Source organism: Pseudogulbenkiania sp. AW2-16 (genome assembly GCF_056824575.1).
Genome location: NZ_CP157668.1, coordinates 3,831,961 through 3,856,431, shown reverse-complemented (window position 1 = coordinate 3,856,431; position 24,471 = coordinate 3,831,961). Strand labels below are relative to the sequence as shown.

21 protein-coding genes and 1 pseudogene are annotated in these 24,471 nt (G+C 64.5%); 16 read left to right on the top strand and 6 right to left on the bottom strand.

Annotation, left to right across the window (positions count from 1 at the left end):
- Nucleotides 1–8: 8 nt before the first annotated feature.
- Entirely contained in the window at nt 9–893 is an 885-nt protein-coding gene (locus ABKF58_RS18595; protein WP_482582633.1) for a LysR family transcriptional regulator, read from the bottom strand.
- 94 nt (nt 894–987) lie between these two features.
- On the opposite strand from ABKF58_RS18595, the gene ABKF58_RS18590 reads away from it, so the two are divergent.
- The 8 genes and pseudogenes from ABKF58_RS18590 to ABKF58_RS18555 all read left to right on the top strand — a co-directional run bounded on the left by ABKF58_RS18590 (nt 988) and on the right by ABKF58_RS18555 (nt 11,050).
- The gene (locus ABKF58_RS18590) at nt 988–1,398 is read left to right on the top strand and encodes an EamA family transporter (protein ID WP_014086677.1); all 411 of its coding nucleotides are present in this window, start codon (nt 988–990) and stop codon (nt 1,396–1,398) included.
- A gap of 285 nt (nt 1,399–1,683) precedes the next feature.
- Entirely contained in the window at nt 1,684–4,116 is a 2,433-nt protein-coding gene (nirB, locus tag ABKF58_RS18585; RefSeq protein ID WP_482582631.1) for a nitrite reductase large subunit NirB, read from the top strand.
- A 68-nt stretch (nt 4,117–4,184) separates the two neighbouring features.
- The gene (gene nirD, locus ABKF58_RS18580) at nt 4,185–4,496 is read left to right on the top strand and encodes a nitrite reductase small subunit NirD (RefSeq protein ID WP_008953689.1); all 312 of its coding nucleotides are present in this window, start codon (nt 4,185–4,187) and stop codon (nt 4,494–4,496) included.
- 158 nt (nt 4,497–4,654) lie between these two features.
- Nucleotides 4,655–5,629 (top strand): annotated as a pseudogene (locus tag ABKF58_RS18575) (molybdopterin-dependent oxidoreductase); the annotation flags it as partial.
- 79 nt (nt 5,630–5,708) lie between these two features.
- Entirely contained in the window at nt 5,709–7,361 is a 1,653-nt protein-coding gene (locus tag ABKF58_RS18570; RefSeq protein ID WP_482582629.1) for a molybdopterin-dependent oxidoreductase, read from the top strand.
- Nucleotide 7,362: 1 nt separating this feature from the next.
- Nucleotides 7,363–8,118, top strand: a complete 756-nt coding sequence (cobA, locus tag ABKF58_RS18565; protein ID WP_482582628.1) for a uroporphyrinogen-III C-methyltransferase — start codon at nt 7,363–7,365, stop codon at nt 8,116–8,118.
- A gap of 477 nt (nt 8,119–8,595) precedes the next feature.
- A complete protein-coding gene (locus ABKF58_RS18560; RefSeq protein ID WP_014086681.1) occupies nt 8,596–9,657 on the top strand; it encodes a porin in 1,062 nt (353 codons plus the stop codon).
- Nucleotides 9,658–9,853: 196 nt separating this feature from the next.
- Nucleotides 9,854–11,050: an amino acid aminotransferase gene (locus ABKF58_RS18555; RefSeq protein WP_482582626.1), complete on the top strand. Its 1,197-nt coding sequence runs from the start codon at nt 9,854–9,856 to the stop codon at nt 11,048–11,050.
- Nucleotides 11,051–11,356: 306 nt separating this feature from the next.
- Here the strand turns inward: ABKF58_RS18555 and fliW are convergent, their stop codons facing one another.
- Entirely contained in the window at nt 11,357–11,803 is a 447-nt protein-coding gene (gene fliW / locus ABKF58_RS18550; RefSeq protein WP_014086683.1) for a flagellar assembly protein FliW, read from the bottom strand.
- A 186-nt stretch (nt 11,804–11,989) separates the two neighbouring features.
- On the opposite strand from fliW, the gene ABKF58_RS18545 reads away from it, so the two are divergent.
- From ABKF58_RS18545 to argS, 4 genes are all read left to right on the top strand, one after another.
- Nucleotides 11,990–12,202 (top strand): hypothetical protein, encoded by a 213-nt coding sequence (locus ABKF58_RS18545; protein ID WP_008953695.1) that lies wholly within the window; start codon nt 11,990–11,992, stop codon nt 12,200–12,202.
- A gap of 167 nt (nt 12,203–12,369) precedes the next feature.
- Nucleotides 12,370–12,789, top strand: coding sequence for a hypothetical protein (locus tag ABKF58_RS18540; RefSeq protein ID WP_008953696.1), 420 nt, complete (start codon nt 12,370–12,372; stop codon nt 12,787–12,789).
- Between the two features lie 21 nt (nt 12,790–12,810).
- Entirely contained in the window at nt 12,811–14,154 is a 1,344-nt protein-coding gene (trhP, locus tag ABKF58_RS18535; RefSeq protein WP_482582623.1) for a prephenate-dependent tRNA uridine(34) hydroxylase TrhP, read from the top strand.
- Between the two features lie 341 nt (nt 14,155–14,495).
- Entirely contained in the window at nt 14,496–16,214 is a 1,719-nt protein-coding gene (argS, locus tag ABKF58_RS18530; protein WP_482582621.1) for an arginine--tRNA ligase, read from the top strand.
- 56 nt (nt 16,215–16,270) lie between these two features.
- Here argS and ABKF58_RS18525 read toward each other — a convergent pair whose 3' ends face one another.
- From ABKF58_RS18525 to ABKF58_RS18515, 3 genes are all read right to left on the bottom strand, one after another.
- A complete protein-coding gene (locus ABKF58_RS18525) occupies nt 16,271–17,098 on the bottom strand; it encodes a substrate-binding periplasmic protein (RefSeq protein WP_482582619.1) in 828 nt (275 codons plus the stop codon).
- Between the two features lie 120 nt (nt 17,099–17,218).
- The gene (locus ABKF58_RS18520; protein ID WP_014086687.1) at nt 17,219–18,400 is read right to left on the bottom strand and encodes an acetyl-CoA C-acetyltransferase; all 1,182 of its coding nucleotides are present in this window, start codon (nt 18,398–18,400) and stop codon (nt 17,219–17,221) included.
- A 94-nt stretch (nt 18,401–18,494) separates the two neighbouring features.
- The gene (locus ABKF58_RS18515; protein ID WP_482582617.1) at nt 18,495–20,264 is read right to left on the bottom strand and encodes a PHA/PHB synthase family protein; all 1,770 of its coding nucleotides are present in this window, start codon (nt 20,262–20,264) and stop codon (nt 18,495–18,497) included.
- Nucleotides 20,265–20,571: 307 nt separating this feature from the next.
- Between ABKF58_RS18515 and ABKF58_RS18510 the strand changes: the two genes are divergently transcribed.
- Nucleotides 20,572–21,225 (top strand): fumarylacetoacetate hydrolase family protein, encoded by a 654-nt coding sequence (locus ABKF58_RS18510; protein ID WP_482582615.1) that lies wholly within the window; start codon nt 20,572–20,574, stop codon nt 21,223–21,225.
- Complete coding sequence (locus tag ABKF58_RS18505; RefSeq protein WP_482582613.1) at nt 21,222–21,632, top strand: RNA-binding S4 domain-containing protein; 411 nt, start codon at nt 21,222–21,224, stop codon at nt 21,630–21,632. The genes ABKF58_RS18510 and ABKF58_RS18505 overlap by 4 nt, the downstream gene beginning before the upstream one ends.
- Nucleotides 21,633–21,692: 60 nt before the next feature.
- On the opposite strand, the gene ABKF58_RS18500 is transcribed toward ABKF58_RS18505, so the two are convergent.
- Complete coding sequence (locus ABKF58_RS18500) at nt 21,693–22,478, bottom strand: helix-turn-helix transcriptional regulator (RefSeq protein WP_482582612.1); 786 nt, start codon at nt 22,476–22,478, stop codon at nt 21,693–21,695.
- Nucleotides 22,479–22,792: 314 nt separating this feature from the next.
- On the opposite strand from ABKF58_RS18500, the gene leuC reads away from it, so the two are divergent.
- Both leuC and ABKF58_RS18490 read left to right on the top strand, forming a co-directional pair.
- Entirely contained in the window at nt 22,793–24,199 is a 1,407-nt protein-coding gene (leuC, locus tag ABKF58_RS18495) for a 3-isopropylmalate dehydratase large subunit (RefSeq protein WP_482582610.1), read from the top strand.
- A complete protein-coding gene (locus tag ABKF58_RS18490; RefSeq protein ID WP_008953706.1) occupies nt 24,183–24,470 on the top strand; it encodes an entericidin A/B family lipoprotein in 288 nt (95 codons plus the stop codon). The genes leuC and ABKF58_RS18490 overlap by 17 nt, the downstream gene beginning before the upstream one ends.
- The last annotated feature ends 1 nt before the right edge of the window (nt 24,471 follow it).

Genomic DNA, 24,471 nt, shown 5'->3' with positions numbered 1-24,471 from the left:
GGCGGGGCTCAGGCTGCCGTCGCTACGGGCATGTCCAACTCGCGGCAGAACAATTCCGCCAGTTGCCGCGTCAGCGGGTCGCCGTCGCCGTTTTGACGGTAGACGCCGACCGGCATGCCGGGCAGCGGCGGCAGGCTGCCGTCGTTGATGCAGCGGCTGTGGTCGGGCGGCGTGTCCGCCAGCATCGCCGCCACCCCCAGGCCGGCCTCCACCGCCGCCTGGATGGCGGGCAGGCTGGCGCTTTCGAACACGATATGCCAGGGCTGGCCGGCCCGGTTCAGGGTCGCCAGCGTCTGTTCGCGCCACGAGCAGGGGGCACTGAAAATCACCAGCGGCAAGGAGGATGACGACGACGGCAGCACCTTGCCGCGCGCGGCGAACCACGCCAGTGGGCACAGGAACTGGGCGTCCGGCTTCGGCAGCAGGCCGCTGTCGGCCAGTGGCGAACTCACCATGACGTCGAGTTCGCCGGCGTTCATCGCGGCGAACAGCTCCGCCTTCAGCCCCACCGTCACCGACAGGCGCAGTCCCGGATGCACGCTGGCGAAATCCGCCAGCACGCGCGGCAACCGGGTGCCGGTGAAATCCTCCATGATGCCGATGCGGCGGTGCTGCACGCTGGCGGGCAGGCCGCCCAGCCCCGGCACCAACTGGTCGGTCAGTGTCAGCAGGCGCTCGGCGTAGGGCAGCAGCGCCTCGCCGGCCCCGGTCAGCCGGATGCCGCGTGGCGAACGCTCCAGCAGGGGCTGGCCAAGCTGCTGCTCCAGTTTGCGGATCTGCAGGCTGACGGCGGGCTGGGTGCGCTGCAGCATGGTGGCGGCGCGGTTGATGCTGCCATGGCGCACCACGCTGACGAAAGCGCGCAGCAAGGCGGTATCCAGGTCTATAGCCATAAAAATTCCTTATAACCGGCATAGTAAACGACAGTCTACCTATACCCGATTCGGGCCGATAGCATGGAGGCATCCACTTTATAGGGAGTCCATCATGTATCTGTCTGCCTTGTTGCTGGCGGTCGCCGGCTCGGTGATCTACCACTTGTCGCTCAAGCACGTACCGCAAGCGGTGAATCCGTTCCTGACCCTGGCCGTGAGCTACGGCCTGGCCATGCTGCTGTGCCTCGTCGGCATGCTGTTCAGCCCCGGCAGCCGCAGCCTGCTGGCGGTGAACTGGAGCAGCAGCGGCGTCGCGCTCGGCATCCTCGGTATCGAGCTGGGTTTTCTGCTGGCCTACCGCGCCGGCTGGCAGATGGGCGTGGCCTCGCTCAGCGCCAACGTGATCAGCACCCTGGTGCTGCTGCCGCTGGGCTTCTTGCTGTTTCGTGAGCAACCCTCGCTACTGCGCCTGGGCGGGGCCATGGTAAGCCTGGCCGGCTTGTGGTTGATGCTGCAGAAATAGCGGGCGTGACGCACCGTGCACGCTCTTGGTGCGTTGGTGCACTGCAACGTACTGGTCGCAACCGGGCAATGGCCTGGAACCCCCGCCAAAGGGGCATCCTGAAGCTGGCACGGTGCTTGCTAGTAATGCAGCAGACAACAATGCCCGGTTTGCCAATGGCGGTGAAGCGGGTAAGGACAAAGAGGTCCGTTCAACATGGGGGAATCCATGGGAACGGACTTTTTTTATTTGGTCTCGCTGCGGCAAGGGTGAATGCGGCGTAGCCACGATGCTAAGGAGATCCCGATGAACAAACCGAAACTCGTCATGGTAGGCAACGGCATGGCCGGCGTACGCACGCTGGAAGAGCTGCTCAAGCTCATGCCCGACTTCTACGACATCACCGTCTTCGGCGCCGAGCCGCACCCCAACTACAACCGCATCCTGCTGTCGCCGGTGCTGTCGGGAGAACAGACGCTGAAGGAGATCATGCTCAACGAGGTGGAGTGGTACGCCGAAAACGGCATCACCCTGCACATGGGCAAGGAAGTCACCGAGATCGACCGCGTCAAGCGCGTGGTGCGCACCTCCGACGGCACCGAGGCGCCGTACGACCGCCTGCTGCTCGCCACCGGCTCCAACCCCTTCATCCTGCCGGTGCCGGGCAAGGACCTCGACGGCGTGGTGACCTTCCGCGACATCCGCGACGTCAACCTGATGATCGAGGCCAGCCAGAAGTACAAGAAAGCCGTGGTCATCGGCGGCGGCCTGTTGGGCCTGGAAGCCGCCAACGGCCTGATGGCGCGCGGCATGGAGGTGAGCGTGGTGCATCTCGGCGAATGGCTGCTCGATCGCCAGCTCGACCGTACCGCCGCCAAGCTGCTGCAGCAGAGCCTGGAAGACCGCGGCATCGCCTTCCACCTGCAGAAGCAGACCGCCGCGCTGCTCGACAACGGCACCGGCCGCGTTGCCGGCCTGCGCTTCGCCGACGGCGAGGAAATCCCGGGCGACCTGGTGGTGATGGCCGTCGGCATCCGCCCGAACGCCGAGTTGGCCGAAAAATCCGGTCTCTACTGCAACCGCGGTGTGGTGGTGAACGACACCATGCAGACCTACGACCCGCGCGTCTACGCCGTCGGCGAGTGCGTCAGCCACCGCGGCGTGGCCTACGGCCTGGTCGCCCCGCTGTTCGACATGGCCAAGGTCGCCGCCAACCACCTGGCGCACTACGGCATCGGTCGTTACGTGCCGGCCGCCACCTCGACCAAGCTCAAGGTCACCGGCATCGACCTATTCTCTGCCGGCGACTTCATGGGCGACGACGGCACCGAGGCCATCACCCTGTCCGACCCGATGGGTGGCCTCTACAAGAAGCTGGTGCTGAAGGACAACAAACTGGTTGGCGCCTGCCTGTACGGCGACACCGCCGACGGCGCCTGGTACTTCCGCCTGATCCGCGAAGGCAAGTCGGTGGCCGAGATGCGCGACGTGCTGATGCTGGGCGAAGGCGGGCAGGGCGACGTCGGCCACGCCGGCCAGAGCAAAGTCGTCGGCATGCCGGACGACGCCGAAGTGTGCGGCTGCAACGGCGTGTGCAAGGGCACCATCGTCAAGGCGATCCAGGAAAAGGGCCTGTTCACCGTCGACGAGATCAAGAAGCACACCAAGGCCGCCAGCTCCTGCGGTTCGTGCACCGGCCTGGTCGAGCAGATCCTGATCAACTGCGTCGGCGGTGCCGCCGACGTCAAGCCCAAGTCCGAGAAACCGGTGTGCGGCTGTACCGAACACACCCATGGCGGCGTGCGCAAGGTGATCCGCGAACAGCACCTGACCAGCCTGCGCCAGGTGATGGACTTCCTCGAATGGCGCACCCCGGACGGCTGCGCCACCTGCCGCCCGGCGATCAACTACTACCTGATTTCGACCTGGCCGGGCGAAGCCAAGGACGATCCGCAGTCGCGCTTCATCAACGAGCGCGTGCACGCCAACATCCAGAAGGACGGCACCTACTCGGTGATCCCGCGCATGTGGGGCGGCGTCACCAACGCCTCCGAGCTGCGCCGCATCGCCGACGTCGCCGACAAGTACGCCATCCCGATGGTGAAAGTCACCGGCGGCCAGCGCATCGACCTCTTGGGCGTGAAGAAGGAAGACCTGCCCAAGGTCTGGGCCGACCTCGACATGCCGTCCGGCCACGCCTACGGCAAGAGCCTGCGCACCGTGAAGACCTGCGTCGGCTCCGAGTTCTGCCGCTTCGGCACGCAGGATTCCACCCAGATGGGCATCGACCTGGAGAAGGACCTCACCGGCATGTGGAGCCCGGCCAAGGTCAAGCTGGCGGTCTCCGGCTGCCCGCGCAACTGCGCCGAATCGGGCATCAAGGACGTCGGCATCATCGGCGTCGACTCCGGCTGGGAGCTCTACATCGGAGGCAACGGCGGCATCAAGACCGAGGTGGCGCAGTTCCTGGCCAAGGTGAAGACACGCGAGGAAGTGCTGGAACTCTCCGGCGCCTTCCTGCAGCTCTACCGCGAGGAAGCCTTCTACCTCGAGCGCACCGTGCACTACCTGCACCGCGTCGGCCTCGATTTCATCAAGGCCCAGGTGGTCGACAACCTGGAAAACCGCAAGGCCCTGTACGAGCGGCTGCGCTTCGCCCTGTCCTTCGAGAAGGACCCGTGGACCGAGCGCGTCAAGGAAGGTGTCGCCCGTCACGAATTCGAACCGCTCACCGTGTAATGCCAGACCGCCGCGGGAGCACGTTGTCAGCACCCGTGCTCCCGGCACGAATGGACAAGGAGATCAGCATGAACTGGAAAACCGTTTGCACCATCAATGACATCCCGAAGCAGGGCGCCCGCGTCCTCAAGCGCGAGGGTCAGGACGACATCGCCATCTTCCGCGCCGAGGACGACTACGTGTTCGCGCTGGTCGACCGCTGCCCGCACAAGGGCGGCCCGCTGTCGCAGGGCATCATCTCCGGCCACACCGTGGCCTGCCCGCTGCACAACTGGGTGGTCGACCTCAAGACCGGCGAGGCCTGCGCGCCTGATGTCGGCTGCACCGGTCACATCCCGGTACGCGTCGAAGACGGCCAGGTCTCGCTGGACCTGAAATGAGCCGTAACGGGGCGCTCCGCCGAAGCCGGGCCGAAACGAGCTGACGTAGGGCGTTCTGCGTGAGCGCGGCACGCCCGCCTCGACGGAACGCCCAGCTCGGCGCGGCTTCCGCCCCACGACAAGGCTCCATCAAGATTGATCGCATTGGGAGACATCACATGACAGACACCACGGGACGCAACAAGACTGTCTCCTCGATCTGCTGTTACTGCGGCACCGGCTGCGGTGTCCTGATCCAGTCCGACGGCCAGCGCCTGACCTCGGTGGAAGGCGATCCCGCGCACCCGGCCAACCTCGGCCGGTTGTGCAGCAAGGGCCGCACCCTGGCCGACACCACCGGCAAGCCGGGCGCGCGCCTGCTCTATCCCGAGCTGCGCCACGACAAGGCCGCCCCGCGCCAGCGCATCGCCTGGGACGACGCCATCGCCGGCGCCGCCGACCGCATCGCGGCGGCCGTCGCCGAGCACGGCCCCAACTCGGTGGCGTTCTACCTCTCCGGCCAACTGCTGACCGAGGACTACTACGTCTTCAACAAGCTGACGCGCGCCGTGGTCGGCACCAACAACGTCGACACCAACTCGCGGCTGTGCATGTCGAGCGCGGTGGCGGGCTACAAGGCCACGCTCGGTGCCGACGCGCCGCCGGCCTGTTACGAAGACATCGACCAGGCCGAGGTGGTGCTGATCGCCGGCTCCAACATGGCCTACGCCCACCCGGTGCTGTTCCGCCGGCTGGAAGCCGCCAAGGCGGCCAACCCGGCGCTCAAGGTCATCGTCATCGACCCGCGCCGCACCGACACCGCCAGTCTCGCCGACCTCTACCTGCCGATCTTGCCCGGCACCGATGTGGCGCTGTTCCACGCCATGCTCAACGTGCTGGTGTGGGACGACCTGCTCGATCGCGACTACATCGAGCAGCACACCGAAGGCTTCGCCCAGCTCAAGGAGCGGCTGCGCGAATTCACCCCGCGTGCCGCCGCCGACATCTGCGGCATCAGCGAAGAGGACATCGTCACCGCCGCGCGCTGGTTCGGCCGCGCCGGCGCGGCGCTGTCGTTCTACACCATGGGCCTGAACCAGTCCGCCGCCGGCACCGACAAGAACGCCGCGCTGATCCACCTGCACCTGGCCACCGGCCAGATCGGCAAGCCCGGCGCCGGCCCGTTCTCGCTCACCGGCCAGCCCAACGCCATGGGCGGGCGCGAAGTAGGGGTTGGCCAACCTGCTGTCGGCGCACCGCGACCTCGCCAACCCCGCGCACCGCGCCGAAGTGGCGGCGATCTGGGGCGTGGACAGCATCCCGGCCGAGCCCGGCCTGCCCGCCATCGAACTGTTCGAGGCCGCCTCGAAAGGGCAGATCAAGGTGTTGTGGGTGGTCTGCACCAACCCGGCGCAATCGCTGCCGGACCAGGCGCTGGTACGCCGCGCGCTGGAGAAGGTCGACTTCGTCATCGTGCAGGAAGCCTTCGCCGGCTCGGAAACGCTGCCGTACGCCGACCTCGTGCTGCCGGCCAGCACCTGGCCGGAGAAGGACGGCACCGTCACCAACTCCGAGCGCCGCATCAGCCGCGTGCGCGCCGCGCTGCCGGCGCCGGGCGAGGCGCGCCATGACTGGATCATCGCGCGCGACGTGGCGCAGGCGCTGGAAGCGCGTCTGCATCCGCTTCGGCCAACCTTGTTTGGCTACGAAGAAGCGTCCCAGGTGTTCGCCGAGCACGTCGTCACCACCGCCGGGCGCGACCTCGACATCACCGGCTTGAGCTACGCCGTGCTCGACCAGATCGGCCCGCAGCAATGGCCGTTCCCGGCCGGCGCCACCGCCGGCCAGGCGCGGCTCTATCAGGACGGCCGCTTCGCCACGCCGTCCGGCCGCGCCCGCTTCGTCGACATCGGCTACCGCCCGGTGGCGGAGAACGTCTCGGCGCAGTACCCGCTGCGCCTGACCACCGGCCGCCTGCGCGACCACTGGCACACCATGAGCCGCACCGCGCTGGTGCCGGGGCTGACCCGTCACGTCGAAGAACCGGTGCTGTCGCTCAACCCGCGCGACCTCGACCGCTACCACCTCAAGGAGGGTGACCCGGCGCGCATCAAGTCGCGGCGTGGCGCCATCGTGCTGCCGGTCGCGGCCGACGACAACCTGCGCCCCGGCATGGCCTTCCTGCCGATGCACTGGGGTGGTGCCTACATGGCCGGCAACGGTGTCAATGCCCTGACCTTGGGCAAGGTCGACCCGGTATCGCGCCAGCCCGAACTCAAGCACGCCGCCATCGCGCTGGAGCCGGCGCGTCTGCCGTGGCGGCTCACCCTGCTGGTCAAGGGCGACGTGGCCCAGCTGCGCCAGCGCCTGACCCCGTGGCTGGCACGCTTCCCCTACGCCGTGCTGCTGACGGTGGTTGCCGGCGGCGCCGCGGTGCGCCTCAAGCTCGCGGCGGAAGCCGCCCCCGAGGCCGGCCTGCTCGAGGCGCTGGCCGACACGGTGACGCCCGCCGACGCCATGCTCGCCGCCTTCGACGACCCGGCACGAAGTGTGCTTAGAAGAGTATGGCTGAACGGCAAAGTGCCTTGCGCCTACCTGCTGGCCGGCGACGTGCGCGCCGACGAGGCGCTGGCCGACTGGTTCGACGACGGCGAAACGCCGGACAGCCTGGCGCGGCTGTTGATGGGCGGAGGCACTCTGATCCACCGTTCACGTGTAGTATGCGCCTGCACCGGGGTGCGCGAGGACGCCATCGTCCAGGCGATCGCCGCCGGTTGCGATGTTGAAGGGCTGAAATCGGGACTCGGCTGCGGCAGCGGCTGCGGTTCCTGTGTGCCGGAATTGACGAGGATGGTGGCTGCCGCCCAGGCGGCCCAGGGAGCATGAGATGCATACAGGCAAGGTCTATCTGATCGGGGCGGGTCCGGGCGATCCGGAACTGCTGACGCTCAAGGCGGTGAAGGCCCTTCAGGCCGCCGACGTCTGGCTGGTGGACGACTTGGTCAGCCGCGAGGTGCTGGGCTTCGCCCGCCCCGACGCGCGCATCGTGCACGTCGGCAAGCGCGGCGGCTGCCGCTCCACGCCGCAAGCCTTCATCCATCGCCTGATGCTGCGCTACGCCCGCCACGGCAAGGTGGTGGCGCGCGTCAAGGGCGGCGATCCCTTCATCTTCGGCCGCGGCGGTGAAGAATGGCAGTGGCTGGCCGAGCGCGGCGTCACGGTCGAAGCCGTCGGCGGCCTCACCGCCGGTCTCGCGGTCGGCCCGGCGCTCGGCCTGCCGCTGACCCATCGCGGCCTCAGCCGCGGCGTGACGCTGGTCACCGCGCACACCCAGGACGGCAGCCCGCTGCCATGGGCGGCGCTGGCGCAATCCGGGCTCACCGTGGTGTGCTACATGGGCATGAGCGACCTGCCGTCGCTGACCGCCGCCTGGCGCGAAGCCGGCTTCGCCGCCGATCTGCCAGTGGCGGTGGTGCACCGCGTCGGCTGTCCGGAGCAGCGTGCCGTGGTCAGCACGCTGGCCAACCTGGTCGCCGACGTGCGCGAGGCCCGGCTCGCCAGCCCCGCCGTCATCGTGCTGGGCGAAGTCGCCGGCCTGGCTGCCTTGCAGCCGCAACTGGAGCAGGCGTGCAGGGTTGCATAGGACAACACCCGTAGCGGGGCGGGGTCATGCCGCTACGGGAAGGTCACAACAAAAGCGCCGGTCATGGGGAGTGACCGGCGCTTTTGTGTCTGAATCCCAGAACCTGTTCATCTGTCGCGAGCGGCCCTCAGCGGGACAGCCCAGCACGGAAATCAGGATGTACATGGGGTACATGAGGATCATGGCTGAGCAAATCGGGGATTCGCACACGCAGAGCAGCGCATGAGCCCCGATCAGGTACGCGCCGCAAGATCATGAACAGGTTCTCACGGCCAAGGTAATCGGCTTGATGGCCGTCAACGCGGTGACTCGGCGGCCTGTTTATGCTTTATGCCGTGTGGCGATAAAGTCTAAATCCCCCTTGTGGTGTCGCGATTTAACATCACCGTAATAGGAAAGACACATTGAGTGTCTATATTTCGCCACACGTTTCACCCGACGAAGCGTGAAATACAACAACCCTAGTGAGTTATCGCAATGAAGAAGAATCTGCTTGCCCTGGCGGTCGCCTCCGCCCTGATCGCCCCGGCCGCCCTGGCCGACGTGACCCTCTACGGCACCATCAGCGAATCGATCGAATCGGTCAAGGCCACCGGCGCTGTCGATTCGACCAAGGACATCAAGTCCACCACCCGTGTCAGCTCCAACGTGTCCAAGCTGGGCTTCAAGGGCAATGAAGACCTGGGCGACGGCCTGAAAGCCATCTGGCAGGTCGAGCAGGAAATCTCCGTCGATGACGGCGGCACCCGCAAGGGCACTTTTGCCACCCGCAACAGCTTCGTCGGTCTGGACGGCGCCTTCGGTAAGGCCTTCATGGGCTACAACGACAGCGCCTACAAGGCTCTGCTCAAGCCGATCCTGGTCAACCCGATGGCTGACACTATCGCCGAAATCTGCACCGACAAGTCGGTGTTCTGCCATGGCGACACGCGTCTGGCCAACTCGGTGCATTACTACACCCCGAACTTCGCCGGCTTCCAGGCTGCCGTGTCCTATGGCACCGACGAAACTCGCGCTATCGTCGGCACCGACCGTACCAACAAGGACGTCTGGAGCCTGGCCGCAGCCTACTCGATCGACGGCTTCAACGTCGGCGTGGGCTACGACCGTCGCAACGACAAGAACGCCGTGGCCGGCGACGCCAACCTGAACCAGTCCTTCTGGAAAGTGGCCGCCAGCTACAAGTTCGGCGACACCAAGATCGGTGCCGGCTTCGAGCAGGAGCGTAACGACACGACCACCGGCGATACCAAGCAGAACGCCTGGACCGTCGGCGCCGAGCAGAAATTCGGCAACTTCGGTGTGAGCCTGGCCTACGCCAAGCTGCAAGAGTCCAAGTCCGACGCCAAGGACGGTGCCAACCAGTGGACCCTGGGCGCCACCTACGATCTGTCCAAGCGCACCCAGACCTACGCCTACTACACCCGCATCGCCAACGACGACAACGCCAGCCGCACCTTCGGCAACGCCGGCCTGACCGGCGTCGGTGCCGGTTCCAACCCGACCGGCTTCGGTGTTGGCCTGAAGCACTCGTTCTAAGCGAACGCCCGCGTCTCTCCCCGCCGCCTGCGACCTCCGGTCGCCGGCGGTTTTTCGTTTGTGAGGCCAGGGCGGGGAGGGCGATGCCATCTCGAAGTGCTCCGTCCCGCACTACGCCTCGGCGGCCGTTTCATGGTACGGTTAGCGCCTGCTTGTTTCGCTCATCAACCAACACTACGAGACTGTGGCCCGCACCATGTTCGAACACGTTGACGCCTACGCCGGCGACCCGATCCTCACCCTCGTCGAAACCTTCAATAACGACCCGCGCCCGAACAAGGTCAACCTCGGCATCGGCCTGTACTACGACGAACAAGGACGCATTCCGCTGTTGCCGTCGGTGCAGAAGGCTGAGGTGGCGCGTGTGCAAGCCGCCGGCCCGCGCTCCTACCTGCCGATGGAAGGCGCCGCCAACTACCGCCGGGCGGTGCAGGAGCTGCTGTTCGGTGCCGGGCACGAGGCCGTCACGTCCGACCGCATCGCCACCATCCAGACCATCGGCGGCTCCGGTGCGTTGAAGATCGGCGCCGATCTGTTGAAGCGCTACTTCCCCGAGAGCGAAGTCTGGGTCAGCAGCCCGACCTGGGACAATCACCGCGCCATGTTCGAAGGCGCCGGCTTCGTGGTGCATGACTACCCCTACTACGACGCAGTCAGCGGCGGCGTCAAATTCGACGAGATGATCACCTGCTTCAAGCAACTGTCGGCCAAGGCCGTGGTGTTGCTGCACCCGTGCTGCCACAACCCGACCGGTGTCGATCTCTCCAACGCGCAGTGGCGCGAGGTGATCGCCGTGGTCAAAGAGCGCGAGCTGATCCCCTTTCTCGACATCGCCTACCAGGGCTTCGGCGACGGGCTGAACGAAGACGCCTACGCCATCCGCACTATGGCCGACGCTGGTATCAGCTTCTTCGTCAGCAACTCGTTCTCCAAGAACCTGTCGTTCTACGGCGAGCGCTGTGGTGGTCTGTCGGTGGTGTGCCAGGATGCCGAAGAAGCCGGGCGCGTGCTGGGCCAGATGAAGGCCACGGTGCGCCGCAACTATTCCAGCCCGCCGACCCATGGCGGCCAGGTCACCGCCATGGTGATGAATGATGCGGTGCTGCGCCAGGAATGGGAGGGCGAGGTCGCCGAAATGCGCGAGCGCATCAAGGCCATGCGCCAGAAGCTGTATGAGGTGCTGGCCGCCAAGGTGCCGGGCCGTGATTTCAGCTACTTCATCAAGCAGCGCGGCATGTTCAGCTACACCGGTCTGACCCCGGAGCAGGTCGATCGTCTGCGTGAGGAGTTCGCCGTCTACCTGGTGCGTTCCGGCCGCATGTGCGTCGCCGGCCTCAACAGCCGTAACGTCGAGTATGTGGCGGATGCGATGGCCGAGGTGCTGAAGGGCTGAGAATCTATTCCACCAGGCGGCTGCGCCTTCGCATCTTGAGTGCCGGCAGCACTGCGTGCGAATCTATCGCTGAGCAAATCGAAGATTTGCACGCAGGGATTCGCTCAGCGATACGGAATCCTCATGTACTCCGTGTACATTCCGGTTCCTGTGCGCTGGCGGCACTCAATCTGCTTTGGCTCGCTCGCTTGGTGGGGTAGATTCTGTGTCTGCATGTTGCTGGCAAGGATGAAAACGGCCGCCCGTATGGGGCGGCCGTTTTCATTGTGGATGAGGGAAGGCGCAGCCGGCTAATGAAACAGGCGCTCAGCCGCGGTTGTGGAACAGGATGTCACACCCCAGCCCGGCCTTCTGCAAACCACGGCGCGCCGCCAGGTTGATTACCAGCGGGTTGCGCACGTTGGCTCTGAGCGGGGCCAGTACCGGGTGTGCCTCGTCGGCCTGCTCCTGCGGCTTGTACACCATCAGCAGGATGGCCGCATCCTCCGGGTGGCTCAATCCGAGTGCGGTCACGTCGTCTTCACTCAGCTCGATTTCGTAGCGCAGTCCCAACTCAGTGGGCGACACCACGCTGAACAGAACGTCGGGGTTGTCGAGCGACTGCATCCAGAACACGCTGGGTTCGGCCTTGTCCTGATCGTGAAACAGCTGGAAGCGGGTGCAGTTTTCAAATGCGGGAATACCATGGGGGAAGAGCAGGGTGGTGGCTTCGTTCACCTCGACTTCGCCCAGCAGGCTCGATCTGAATAGCATGGTTGGCTCCTAACGGGGGTCTGGTCGCTCATTATGCCTGATGGGTGATTGTCTGGCGGGCAAAATCCGTCCGGTGTGCCAAGGCGCGCCAGGGCCGGCCGTCGTATTACAATCGTGGGCTGTACAAGGCTCGCCGCCTCCCCTTGGGGGTCGGGCCGTGACTGTTTCATCACAAGGTGCCATGCCATGCTTCAACTGTTTTTCCGCCGCCTGCGTCAGGACCGCCGCCTCGCGATCCTGGTGCTGTTGTTGTCCACGCTGTTGCTGGCACTGGCCGGTGCCGGCATGCAGTCGTCTTCGGCGAACGGTCTGCTGCCGTCGCTGCTCTGGTCCGGGCTGATGGTGGTCGGCGTGGTGGGGCAGTTCACCGCGCTGGTGGCGCTGATGAAAAAACCATGAAGTAAAAAGGGCATTCAAAACAGTATCTTAAACCACCGGGGTTTGGGGCGGGTCGCAGTTGACTGTGGCCGGGGCGGGGCGCATAATCGCGCCGCACAATAGATCGAAAACAAGGCTCCACTGCCGGTGGGGCCTTGTTCTTTTTCTCTTCAGGAGTGTTCCTCGTCATGGACCACCACGGGTTGCTGCGACAGCTGGAAACGTTGGCGCTGCCTGAAGCCGACTTCAACCACGAAGCCCATCTGCTGGCGGCCTGGGCCTACCGGCGCCAGTACCCGGCACGCGAGGCGGCGGCACGTTGCGCCCGCACCCTGTCGCGCTACGCCATGGCCAAGGGCGCGGCGCACAAGTACCACCACACGCTGACCATGGCGGCGCTGGCCATCCTCTACAGCCGCCTCGACGCGAAGCCGGAATTGCTGGACGACTGGCCCGCCTTCCTGGCGTGCTGCCCGGACGTGCGCGACGACCTGCCAAGCCTGTTGCGGCAACACTATTCCGAAGAAAAACTGCATGACGAGACCGCGCGCCGAGCCTTTGTCGCGCCGGACCTCAAGCCGCTGCCCGCCAGCGCCATGCTGCACTGAAAAACTGGAACCGAAAGCCTGATGAAAGCCCCGGAACTGCTGCTCCCCGCCGGCTCGCTCGACAAGATGCGTGCCGCCTACGACTATGGCGCCGACGCCGTCTACGCCGGCCAGCCGCGTTACTCGCTGCGCGCCCGCAACAACGAATTCAAGCTGGAAGAACTGCGCCAGGGCATCGAAGAGGCGCATGCACGCGGCAAGCAGTTCTTCGTCGCCAGCAACATCCTGCCGCACAACGCCAAGCTCAAGACCTATCTCGCCGACATGGAGCCGGTGATCGCCATGAAGCCGGACGCGCTGATCATGGCCGACCCCGGCCTGATCATGATGGTGCGCGAGAAATGGCCGGAGGTGAATATCCACCTCTCGGTGCAGGCCAATACCACCAACCTGATGGGCGTGAAGTTCTGGCAGAAGATCGGCCTGACCCGCGTCATCCTGTCGCGCGAACTCTCCCTCGACGAAATCGCCGAGATCCGTCAGGAATGCCCGGACATGGAGCTCGAAGTGTTCGTGCACGGCGCGCTGTGCATCGCCTACTCCGGCCGCTGCCTGCTGTCCGGCTACTTCAACCACCGCGACCCGAACCAGGGCACCTGTACCAACGCCTGCCGCTGGGACTACAAAATGCACGACACCCAGGGCGACGACGCCGGCGACGTGCAGACCATCAAGTTCGACTTCAACAAGGCGCTGGAAGAAGCCAATCAGAGCTTCGCCGCTTGTGGCGGTGCCGAGCGCCACCCGCTGGCCGACAAGACCTATTTGATCGAAGAGGGCAGCCGTCCGGGCGAGCTGATGCCGATCATCGAGGACGAGCACGGCACCTACATCATGAACTCCAAGGACCTGCGCGCCATCGAGCAGGTGGAGAAACTGGTGAAGATCGGGGTCGACTCGCTCAAGATCGAAGGCCGTACCAAGTCGATCTACTACGTGTCGCGTACCGCCCAGGCCTACCGCAAGGCGATCGACGACGCCGTCGCCGGCCGCCCGTTCGACTTCTCGCTGCTGTCCGACCTCGAAGGCCTGGCTAACCGTGGCTATACCCCGGGCTTCCTCGAGCGTCACCAGACCCAGGAATACCAGAACTACCTCACCGGCCACTCCCAGGCCAAGCGCAGCCAGTACGTCGGCGAAGTGCTGGAAGTGGACGGCGAGGGCTGGGCGCTGATCGACGTGAAGAACCGCTTCGCCGTCGGCGACAAGCTGGAAATCATCCACCCGAGCGGCAACCGCATCGTCGACCTTACCACCATGACGCGTGACGGCGCGGCCACCGAGGTGGCGCCGGGCAATGGCGTCAAGGTCAAGATCCCGGGCATGGAAGGGATGGAGAAGGCGCTGATCGCGCGTCTCCTCTGAGAGCTTGCGAATAAATCTACTGCGCGTCCCGATCCCGGTCCTGTGATGCTCGCCGTACCACTTGTACGGCTGAGTCTCTCCGATTTTCTTGGGTCGAACCGGCCTCGGGCCGCGGTGATGACCGCAGGGAATCCCTGTGGGGCGATTTCTTTCACAAGCTCCAGGCCGGCATGCAGTGTGGCCAAAGCGCGGCGTCTCCTCCTGGAGCGCCGCGCTTGGCTTTGAACGCCGTACGCTGCACTGCGGCAAAGTTTGCCCTGGCCAGTGGCGAGCGCTTACAATTTCACCCTGATATCGCGCAGGGGCCGCGAGCCGCTTGTGCCAGACCTTTCGGGACCGACATGACCATTTTGCAACTCATTTCCGCGCGGGTGCAGGCTGCACTCGCCGCCGCCGGCGCGCCTGACGCTTCGGCCAACGTCCAGCCGGCCAGCAAGCCGGGATTCGGCGACTACCAGGCCAACGGTGTGATGGCCGCCGCCAAGCAGCTCAAGACCAACCCGCGCGAACTGGCCCAGAAAGTGCTGGCCGTGCTCGACCTCGAGGGCATCGCCAGCAAGCTGGAAATCGCCGGCCCCGGCTTCATCAACATCCACCTCGACCCGGCCTTCCTCGCCCGCCGCGCCGAAGCGGCGCTGGCCGATGAAGCCTTGGGTATTACCAAGGTCGACGCCAAGAAGGTCATGGTGGAGTATTCCTCGGTCAACCTCGCCAAGGAAATGCACATCGGCCACCTGCGCGGCGGCATCATTGGCGACGCGCTGGTCCGCGTGAACAGCTTCATCGGCCATAATGTGGTGCGCCAGAACCATGTGGGGGACTGGGGTACCCAGTTCGGCATGCTGGTAGCCTACATGGTGGAAATCAGCAAGAGCGGTCAGGCCGACCTTGAGCTCAAAGACCTCGACACGTTCTACAAGCACTCCAAGAAGCGTTTTGACGAAGATACGGCCTTTGCCGACACCGCCCGCGATTATGTGGTGAAACTGCAGTCCGGCGATGCCGAAGTGCTGAAACTGTGGCAGCAGTTCGTCAAGCTGTCGCTGACCCACTGCAACGCCATTTACCAGAAGCTCGGCCTGCAGTTGAACGACGACGATGTGCGCGGCGAAAGCTTCTACAACGACGACCTGCCGGTACTGGTGGAAGAGCTGCGCCAGAAAGGCCTGCTGGTCGAAGACCAGGGCGCGCAAGTCGTCTTCCTCGACGAATTCAAAAACAAGGAAGGCGAACCGGCTGCCTTCATCGTCCAGAAGCAGGGCGGTGGCTACCTGTACGCCACCACCGACCTCGGCGCCATCCGCTTCCGCGTGAACAAGCTGGGGCTGGATCGCTGCCTGTACGTGGTCGATTCGCGCCAGAGCCTGCACTTCCAGCAGCTGTTCAGCACCGCACGCAAGGCGGGCTGGCTGCCGGAAGAAGCCGACTTCCAGCACATCGGCCATGGCACCATCATGGGGCCGGACGGCAAGCCGCTGAAAACCCGTTCCGGCGAGAACGTCAAGCTGGTGGAACTGCTGGACGAGGCGGTGGAACGCGCTTTCCAGCTGGTTACCAGCAAGAACCCGGAGCTGCCGGAAGCCGAGCGTCGTCAGATCGCCGCGGTGGTGGGCATCGGTGCGCTGAAATACGCCGATCTGAGCAAGAGCCGCAATACCGACTACATCTTCGACTGGGACGCCATGCTCAGTTTCGAGGGCAACACCGCGCCGTACCTGCAGTATGCCTACACACGCGTGCAGAGCGTGTTCCGCAAGGCCGAGGACTTCGACCCGGCGGCCAAGGTACTGATCACCGAGGTGGCGGAAAAGCAGCTGGCGGTCGCGCTGGCGCAATTCGAAGACGTGCTGTTCGCCGTGGCCGACAGCAGCCAGCCGCACCACCTGTGCGGCTATCTGTACAATGTCGCCACGCTGTTCTCGCGCTTTTACGAGGCCTGCCCGATCCTGAAGAGCGAGGGTGAAGTGCGTGCCAGCCGCCTGCAACTGGCGGCGTTGACGGCCAAAACCCTTCAGAGCGGCCTCGGCCTGCTCGGCATCGAGGTGCTCGACGCGATGTAAGCGCGCTCTCGACGACAGCAAGAAGCCCAACCGTTTGGTTGGGCTTTTTTGTCTCTTCAGGGCTCGAGTCCGAGGCGCATGACCTGCAGTGGCGGCGCTTCACCGGGGAGCCAACGCTGATGGATCGCCTGAAAGGTACCGTCCTTCTTCATGTCGCGTAGCGCAGCCTGCCATTGCAGGATGGTCTCGCGGTCGGTGCCGCGCGAAAAGGCGAGGTAGAGGTCGAGCGAATCCAGGGTTATGACGCGGGCCACGCGGCCGGGCGGGATGGCTAGCCGTTGCAGGGTCTGGGCCACCGCGACATTCCCTTCCACCCATAGGTCCACCCGCTTGGCGAGCAGCATGCGCGCACCTTCCTCGCTGCTGCCGGTCTCCCGGATGCTGGAAAACCCCTTGTTGCGCGCCGTACTCTCGAAGATGCTGCCCTGGTAGGCGGCCACTTCCCGTTTCAGGATGTCGCTGCCGAGTGCTTGCAATGCCAGGACGTCTTCGTTGCGCGCCAGCAGCACGGTGCTCGACATGGCGATCGGCCCCAGCAGGGTCATGTTGCGTTCGCGCTCGGCGTTGCGCCCGACGGTGAACAGCAGGACGTTGGGGCGGGTCAGCAACTGATTGTAGCCGCGTATCCAGGGCACCACGGCGATCGGGTTGTTCTGTCCCGTGCGCCGCAGTATCTCGTTCACCACCTCGACGGCCATGCCATCCGGCACCCCTCTGTTGTTGGTAAAGGACATGGGTGGCCACTCTTCGGTGTAGAGGGGGAGCCTGGGCGCCGCCTGGCAGGCCGTTATCAGCAGCAGGCCGGCAGCGAGACCGCCGAGCAGCCGCTTCAGGCTGGGTAGGGCAAGGCCAAGCAGGGGGAGGGTGAGTGCAGCGAAAGTCATGGCCGTCCGGTCCGATTTGCAGCGAGCGAGTATAAGGGGACTCGCGCGGCCTGTCAGTGCCGTATGGCATGAAAAAAGCCGGGAAAACATTCCCGGCTTGTCTGTGCTTCAGGGGTGGAGTCAGTCGCGCTCGACCGCCAGTGCCACGCCCATGCCGCCGCCGATACACAGCGTGGCCAGACCCTTCTTGGCGTCACGGCGCTGCATTTCGTGCAGCAGGCTGACTAGGATGCGGCAGCCGGAAGCGCCGATCGGGTGACCGATGGCGATGGCGCCACCGTTGACGTTGACCTTGTCGGCATCCCACTGCAGTTCTCGAGCCACACCCAACGCCTGAGCCGCGAAGGCTTCGTTGGCTTCGATCAGGTCGACTTCGCCCAGGCTCCAGCCGGCACGTTCCAGCACGCGCTGGGTGGCTGGTACCGGGCCCATGCCCATGATCGACGGCTCGACGCCGGCCGAGGCGTAGGCCTTGATGCGGGCCAGCGGCTTCAGGCCGAGCTCGGCGGCTTTCTTCGCGGTCATCATGATCACCGCGGCGGCGCCATCGTTCACGCCGGAGGCGTTGCCGGCGGTGACGGTGCCATCCTTCTTGAAGGCCGGGCGCAGCTTGCCCAGTCCTTCGGCGGTAGCGCCGGCCTTGATGAATTCGTCGGTGGCGAAGGCAACCGGGTCGCCCTTGCGTTGCGGCACCATCACCGGAATGATCTCGTCGACGAACTTGCCGGCAGCCCGGGCGGCTTCCGCCTTGTTCTGCGACGCGGCGGAGAAGGCATCCTGCTCTTCACGCGAAATGCCGTACTTGGCGGCGATGTTCTCGGCGGTAACGCCCATGTGGTACTGGTTATAGACGTCGGTCAGGCCGTCGTACACCATGGTGTCGACCAGGGTGGCCGGACCCATGCGGAAGCCATCACGCGAACCCGGCAGAATGTGCGGGGACATGCTCATGCTTTCCTGGCCACCGGCAATCACGATCTCGGCATCGCCGCAGGCGATGGCTTGAGCGGCCAGGTGGGTCACCTTCAGGCCGGAACCGCACACTTGGTTGATGGTCATGGCCGGCACGTGGACCGGAATGCCGGCCTTGATCAGTGCCTGGCGGGCCGGGTTCTGGCCGACGCCGGCGGTCAGCACCTGACCCATGATCACTTCGGAGACCTGTTCCGGGGCGATGCCGGTCTTTTCCAGCAGGGCCTTGATCACCGTGGCGCCCAGTTCCGGCGCCGGAATCTTCGCGAGCGAGCCACCAAAGTTGCCGACAGCGGTGCGGCCAGCAGCGACGATAACGATCTCTTCCATCAGTCTTCTCCGTTCATTGAACTAAAATTGCCAGCATCTTGGGCCGACAATGGCATGTTGAAAACGGCCCCGATCGCTCGGGACCGGGTCCGGATCATTGCAGCGAAGCCACCACCGCCGGCAGGGCCTTGGCGCGGACGTACGTCCCCGGTGCCGGTTCGAGCGGGGGCAGTTCCTTGTTGCCCATGGTCTTGGGTGTGACTACCTGCTTGCCCGATTGCGGAGCGAGCCAGGCGTCCCAGTCCTTCCACCAGCTGCCCGGACGGCTTTCCGCGGTTTCCAGCCAGTCTTCCGGGTCTGCCGGGAGGGCTTCGTTGACCCAGTAGTTGCGCTTGTCCTTGGTCACCGGGTTGATCGAACCGGCGATGTGGCCGGAAGCGCCGAGCACGAAGCGGCGGCTTGGCGTGCCGGTCAGGTACTTCACGCCGGAGTAGGCCGAGGTCCACAGCACGATGTGATCTTCGCGGGCAGCGAAGATATACACCGGGATGTCAATCTTCGACACGTCGATCGGTACGCCGCACAGGGTGATGGCGCCCGGCTTGGTCAGCGAGTTCTTGAGGTTGATCTCGCGCAGGAAGAAGGTATGCATCGGCAACGGCAGGTCGACCGCGTCGTTGTTCCAGTAGAGCAGGTCGAACGGTGCCGGGGTCTTGCCCAGCAGGTAGTTGTTCACCACGTAGTTCCACACCAGATCGTTGGCGCGCAGCGAGGCGAAGGTGCGTCCCAGCTCCTTGCCGCTGATGATGCCGCCGCTGGCCAGCTTCTGTTCGCGGCTGCGCACCACGTTCTCGTCGATGAACACCTTGATCTCGCCCGGATCGGTATGGTCGAGCAGCGAGGTCATGAAGGTGGCGGAATCGATCCAGTTCATGCCCTTGGCCTGCATCACGCACAGCGCCGTGGTGAGGATGACGCCACCGATGCAGAAGCCCAGGGCGTTCATCGAGGGCTGGCGGGTGATTTTCTTGACCGTCTCGGCGGCGGCGATGACGCCTTTCTCGATGTAGGTTTCCCAGGTGAACTGTTTCATCTCCGGGGTGGCCGAGCGCCAGGAGATCAGGAACACGCGGTAACCCTGGGCCACGAAATGGCGCACCATCGAGTTGTCCGGCTGCAGGTCCATCAGGTAGTACTTGTTGATGCAGGGCGGAACGATCAGGAGCGGCTTTTCGTAAACCTTTTCCGTGGTCGGGGTGTACTGGATCAGCTCGATCAGTTCGTTGCGGAACACTACCTCGCCGGGCGTGGTCACGATGTTGACGCCGATCTCGAACTTGCTTTCATCGGACATCGAGATGTGACCCTTCTTGATGTCCTCCATCATGTTCTTCATGCCTTCGGACAGGCTCTCGCCCTTGGTCTCGATGGCGCGCTTGATCACCTCGGGGTTGGTCAGCATGAAGTTGGTCGGCGCCATGGCGTCGATGTACTGTCGGGTGATGAAGGTCAGCTTGTCCTTGGCCTCCGCGTCCAGCTGGGCCTGGTCGACCAGTTCGGTCATCCACTTCGAGGTGGCCAGGTAGCTTTGCTTGAGCAGGCTGTAGAACGGGTGATCGTTCCACTCCGGCGCGGCAAAGCGGCGGTCGCTGTTCGGGGCTGCTGCTTCGTCGCCAGAGGCGTTGCCCTGGCCGAGGAATTTCATCCAGAGGCCCATCTGTTGCTGGTAGAGCTGGCTCTGCATGGCAAACAGCTGGTTGGCATGGTTCATCATGCCTGCCCACGGGTTGGCCGCGCCATCGACAGGAGCGCCCATGGTGCCTCCCAGCGTCAGGGAATTGACGAACTGCTGCATCCACTGTTGATTGGCCTCGGAGAGGCTGGCAAAAAACTTCTCAAGCGAGATGGGTGCTTCCTGGCTCAATGTACTCTCCTTGCGCGTATCTGTCGGGGCAGTCCGCCGATCAGCTTGTCCTGACGCGCGGGCCCCTTGAGGGTGCTGCTGGTTTTGGCAAACTCTAACAGTGGTAAATGACAATTTCACACGAAACGACCATTCACGCCAGAGGTTTTGTTGCAGACCAGCAAATGTTGCAGTGCAACAAAATAATATATGACGGCGTGGTCGTTGTCACGTGCAATCTGCGTCTGTCCGCACTGCCGTTCGCGGGGCTTCGGCGCTATAGTTGAGAGTTGCCGTTAGCCGTGTTTAACCAGGGGAGAGTCAAAGTATGGCGGTAGTTCAATTGAACGGGCAGAGCATCCGCGTGGGCAATGTGTTCTGTATCGGCCGGAACTACGCCGCACATGCGGCGGAACTCGGCAACGCCGTCGAGGCGGAACCGCTGGTGTTCCTGAAGCCGACGTCGGCGCTGGCCGTTGAAGGCGAGCCGATTCGGCTGCCGGCCTATTCCGGTGATGTTCATCACGAATGTGAACTGGTGCTGCTGATTGGCAAGGGTGGAAATGACATCCCTGAATCTGCCGCGCTGCAGCATGTGGCGGGCTATGCCATCGGCCTCGACATGACCGCGCGCGACGTCCAGGGCATTGCCAAGCAAAAGGGTCTACCATGGACCAAGGCCAAGGGCTTTCGCAGTGCGGCCACGGTTTCGGCCTTCGTTCCCGCGGAACGCGTCGCGGACCCAGGGCACCTCGAGTTTACCCTGCAGGTCAACGGCGAGACGCGTCAGCGGGGCGATACCCGTCTGATGCTGTTTTCCGTTCCCGCCATCATCCATTACCTTTCCACGGTCTACGGCCTGAGCGAGGGAGACCTTATCTATACCGGCACCCCGGGGGGCGTCGCGGCGGTCAAGCCGGGCGACCGCCTGCGGCTCGATCTGCAGGGGTGGGTGTCGGCCGAGTGGAGCGTGGTCGAATGAGCCGGCAAAATCCTGCGCCGGACGAGGAAGGCAAGGTCCGACTCGACAAGTGGCTGTGGGCGGCGCGCTTCTATAAGACCCGGCAACTGGCGCACGAAGCGCTGGAGTTGGGGAGGGTGACGCTGGGCGGGGAGCGGGTCAAGGCCTCGCGCGTAGTCAAGGTGGGGGACCGCCTGCACTTGCGGATCAACCAGCTGGAGTACGATATCGAGGTACTCTCTTTGACCTCGCAGCGGCGTTCGGCCAGCGAGGCTCAGTTGTTGTACGCCGAAAGCGAAGCCTCGCGACTGGCGCGCGAGGAGAAGCAGGCCTTGCTCAAGGCCGAACGGGTGTCCTTCCCGCACGGTGCCGGGCGCCCGACCAAGAAGGATCGACGCGAAATCCAGCGTTTCAAGAATGGTTCCTGAGGCGGGGCCACGCTGTTGGCCATGCCCTTCAAACGTTGGCCGAAGAGCTGGAGATGCGCCTCAAGGGGTGGACGGGGCCGGTAGCAGCATTACCAGCTTGAGGTCGCGACGGGTAGCCGGGTAAAAGGTGACCTGTTCGTACACCAGTCGACCGCGTTGTGGGTGCTGGAACACCCGTATCCCGCCTTCACGCCCGGTGACCTCGTAGTCCTGCCAGAACGCGGTGAATTCGGCGCTGCTCTGGCACAGCTCGGTGATCAACGGTTGCATCTCGGCATCGTCGACGCTGCGGCCGCAGTCGGCACGGAACTCCGCCACCAGGCGCTTGGCCCGGTAGGACCAGTTGTCGATCAGGTGCCGCGCCTGCGGCGCTAGGAAAGTAAATCGCAGCAGATTGCGTGCTGGTGTTCCGGCGCCAGTGTCCAGCCAGCCATGGAACAGCTGCTCTGCCGCGGTATTCCAGGCGCGGGCATTCCATTGCCGGTCGAGCACGTAGGCTGGCGCGGTGACGTGTGCCACGCTGGCCACGATGGCGTCCGCCGCGCTGGCATCGCTTTGTTCGCCGGACAAATCCAGCTTGCCCGCCAGGGTGAACAGGTAATGCCGTTCCGCCGCCGTCAGTTGCAGCACCTCGGCCAGGCGGGACAGCACCTCGGTCGATGCGGACACCTCCCTGCCTTGTTCCAGCCAGGTAATCCAGGTGGGGCTGACGGCGCACAGTTGGGCCAGTTCTTCGCGTCGTAAACCGGGTGTGCGGCGACGCCCGGTGGTGCGCAGTCCGGCGTCTTCCGGCTGCAGGCGTTCACGGTGTTTGCGGATGAACTGGCCAAGGTTGTGTGGCGGCATGGGGTATCGTCTGGCGAAGGCTGGTAGAGTTTTATACTAGGATAAAATAGGGGCTTGTTCCAGTAGCCAGCGTTTTTTATCCTGATCTTCAGAGGCTGGGTTCACCGCTCTGTTTCGACATTGTCACCGCGGTACCGTGGATGTGATGTTGACGCGGCGAACCGGATGGCGCCGGGTTCCTTTAGGTGCCGTCGAACGTTTCAAACTGGCGTTTTTGCATTGCGGCAAGGTTTGCTTGAATGAGGGGTAAACGCTATGCCAGAATGGATTTCACGCTATTTCGCCACCGTTAGATTTCGACAAGACATAGAGACATGACCGCGCAGACCCTTTACGACAAGCTCTGGTCCAGCCACGTAGTGACGGAAGAAGCCGACGGCACCGTGCTTCTTTATATCGATCGCCACCTGGTGCACGAAGTGACCAGTCCGCAGGCCTTCGAAGGCCTGAAACTGGCCGGCCGCAAGCCGTGGCGAGTATCGTCCATCGTGGCGACCGCCGACCACAACACCCCGACCGATCACTGGGACGAGGGTATCAAGGATCCGATCTCGCGCCAGCAGGTCGAAACCCTGGATAGCAACATCAAGGAATTCGGCGCACTGGCCTACTTCCCGTTCAAGGACAAGGGTCAGGGCATCGTGCACGTGATGGGGCCGGAGCAGGGCGCCACCTTGCCGGGCATGACCGTGGTGTGCGGCGATAGCCATACCTCGACGCACGGCGCCTTCGGCGCGCTGGCGCACGGCATCGGCACCTCCGAGGTCGAGCACGTCATGGCCACCCAGACCCTGGTGGCGAAAAAATCCAAGAACATGCTGGTGCGCGTGGATGGCCAGCTGGCCGCCGGCATCACCGGCAAGGACGTGGCCCTGGCGATTATTGGAAAAATCGGCACCGCCGGCGGTACCGGCTACGCCATCGAGTTCGGTGGCGAGGCGATCCAGAGCCTGTCGATGGAAGGCCGCATGACGCTGTGCAATATGGCGATCGAGGCCGGTGCCCGCTCCGGCCTGGTGGCGGTCGACCAGAAAACCATCGACTACGTGCAGGGCCGGCCGTTTGCGCCCAAGGGCGAAGCGTGGGACAAGGCAGTCGCCTACTGGAACACGCTGCATTCCGACGAAGGCGCGCACTTCGACGCCGTGGTCACGCTGGATGCCGCCGAGATCAAGCCGCAAGTGACCTGGGGCACCTCGCCGGAAATGGTGACCGACATCAACGGCCACGTACCGGATCCGGCTCAGGAAAGCGACCCGGTGAAGAAGGGCTCCATCGAGCGCGCGCTGGCCTACATGGGCCTCAAGGCCAACACCCCGATCAGCGAGATCGCGGTGGATGTGGTGTTCATCGGCTCCTGTACCAACAGCCGCATCGAAGACCTGCGCGAAGCCGCCGCCGTGGCCAAGGGGCGCAAGAAGGCGGCTAACGTCAAGCAGGTGCTGGTGGTGCCGGGCTCGGGCCTGGTCAAGGCCCAGGCCGAGGCCGAAGGGCTCGACAAGGTGTTTGTCGAAGCCGGCTTCGAATGGCGCGAGCCGGGCTGCTCCATGTGCCTGGCGATGAATGCCGACCGCCTGCAGCCGGGCGAGCGTTGCGCCTCGACTTCCAACCGCAACTTCGAGGGCCGCCAGGGGCAGGGCGGGCGTACTCACCTGGTGAGCCCGGCCATGGCCGCGGCCGCCGCGATTGCAGGCCACTTCGTCGATGTTAGTCATTTCTAAGCGCGCGCTGCGCCGTTTGCTGCCGCTGACGGGTGTCCTGCTGCTTGGCGCTTGCAACACCGTGCACGGCCTGGGTCAGGACATCAACCAGGGCGGCGAGGCCGTCGGCCATGCTCTGCATCGCGGTGGCGAAGCGGTCGGCCACGCCGTGCAGCGCGGCGGTGAAGCGGTATCGGATACCGCCAAGCGCGTGGGCGACAAGATAGACGATGCGACGCGTCCGAGCCCGCCGGCCCCCGTGGTCAACGGCACGGCGCCGCAAGGCAACTAAC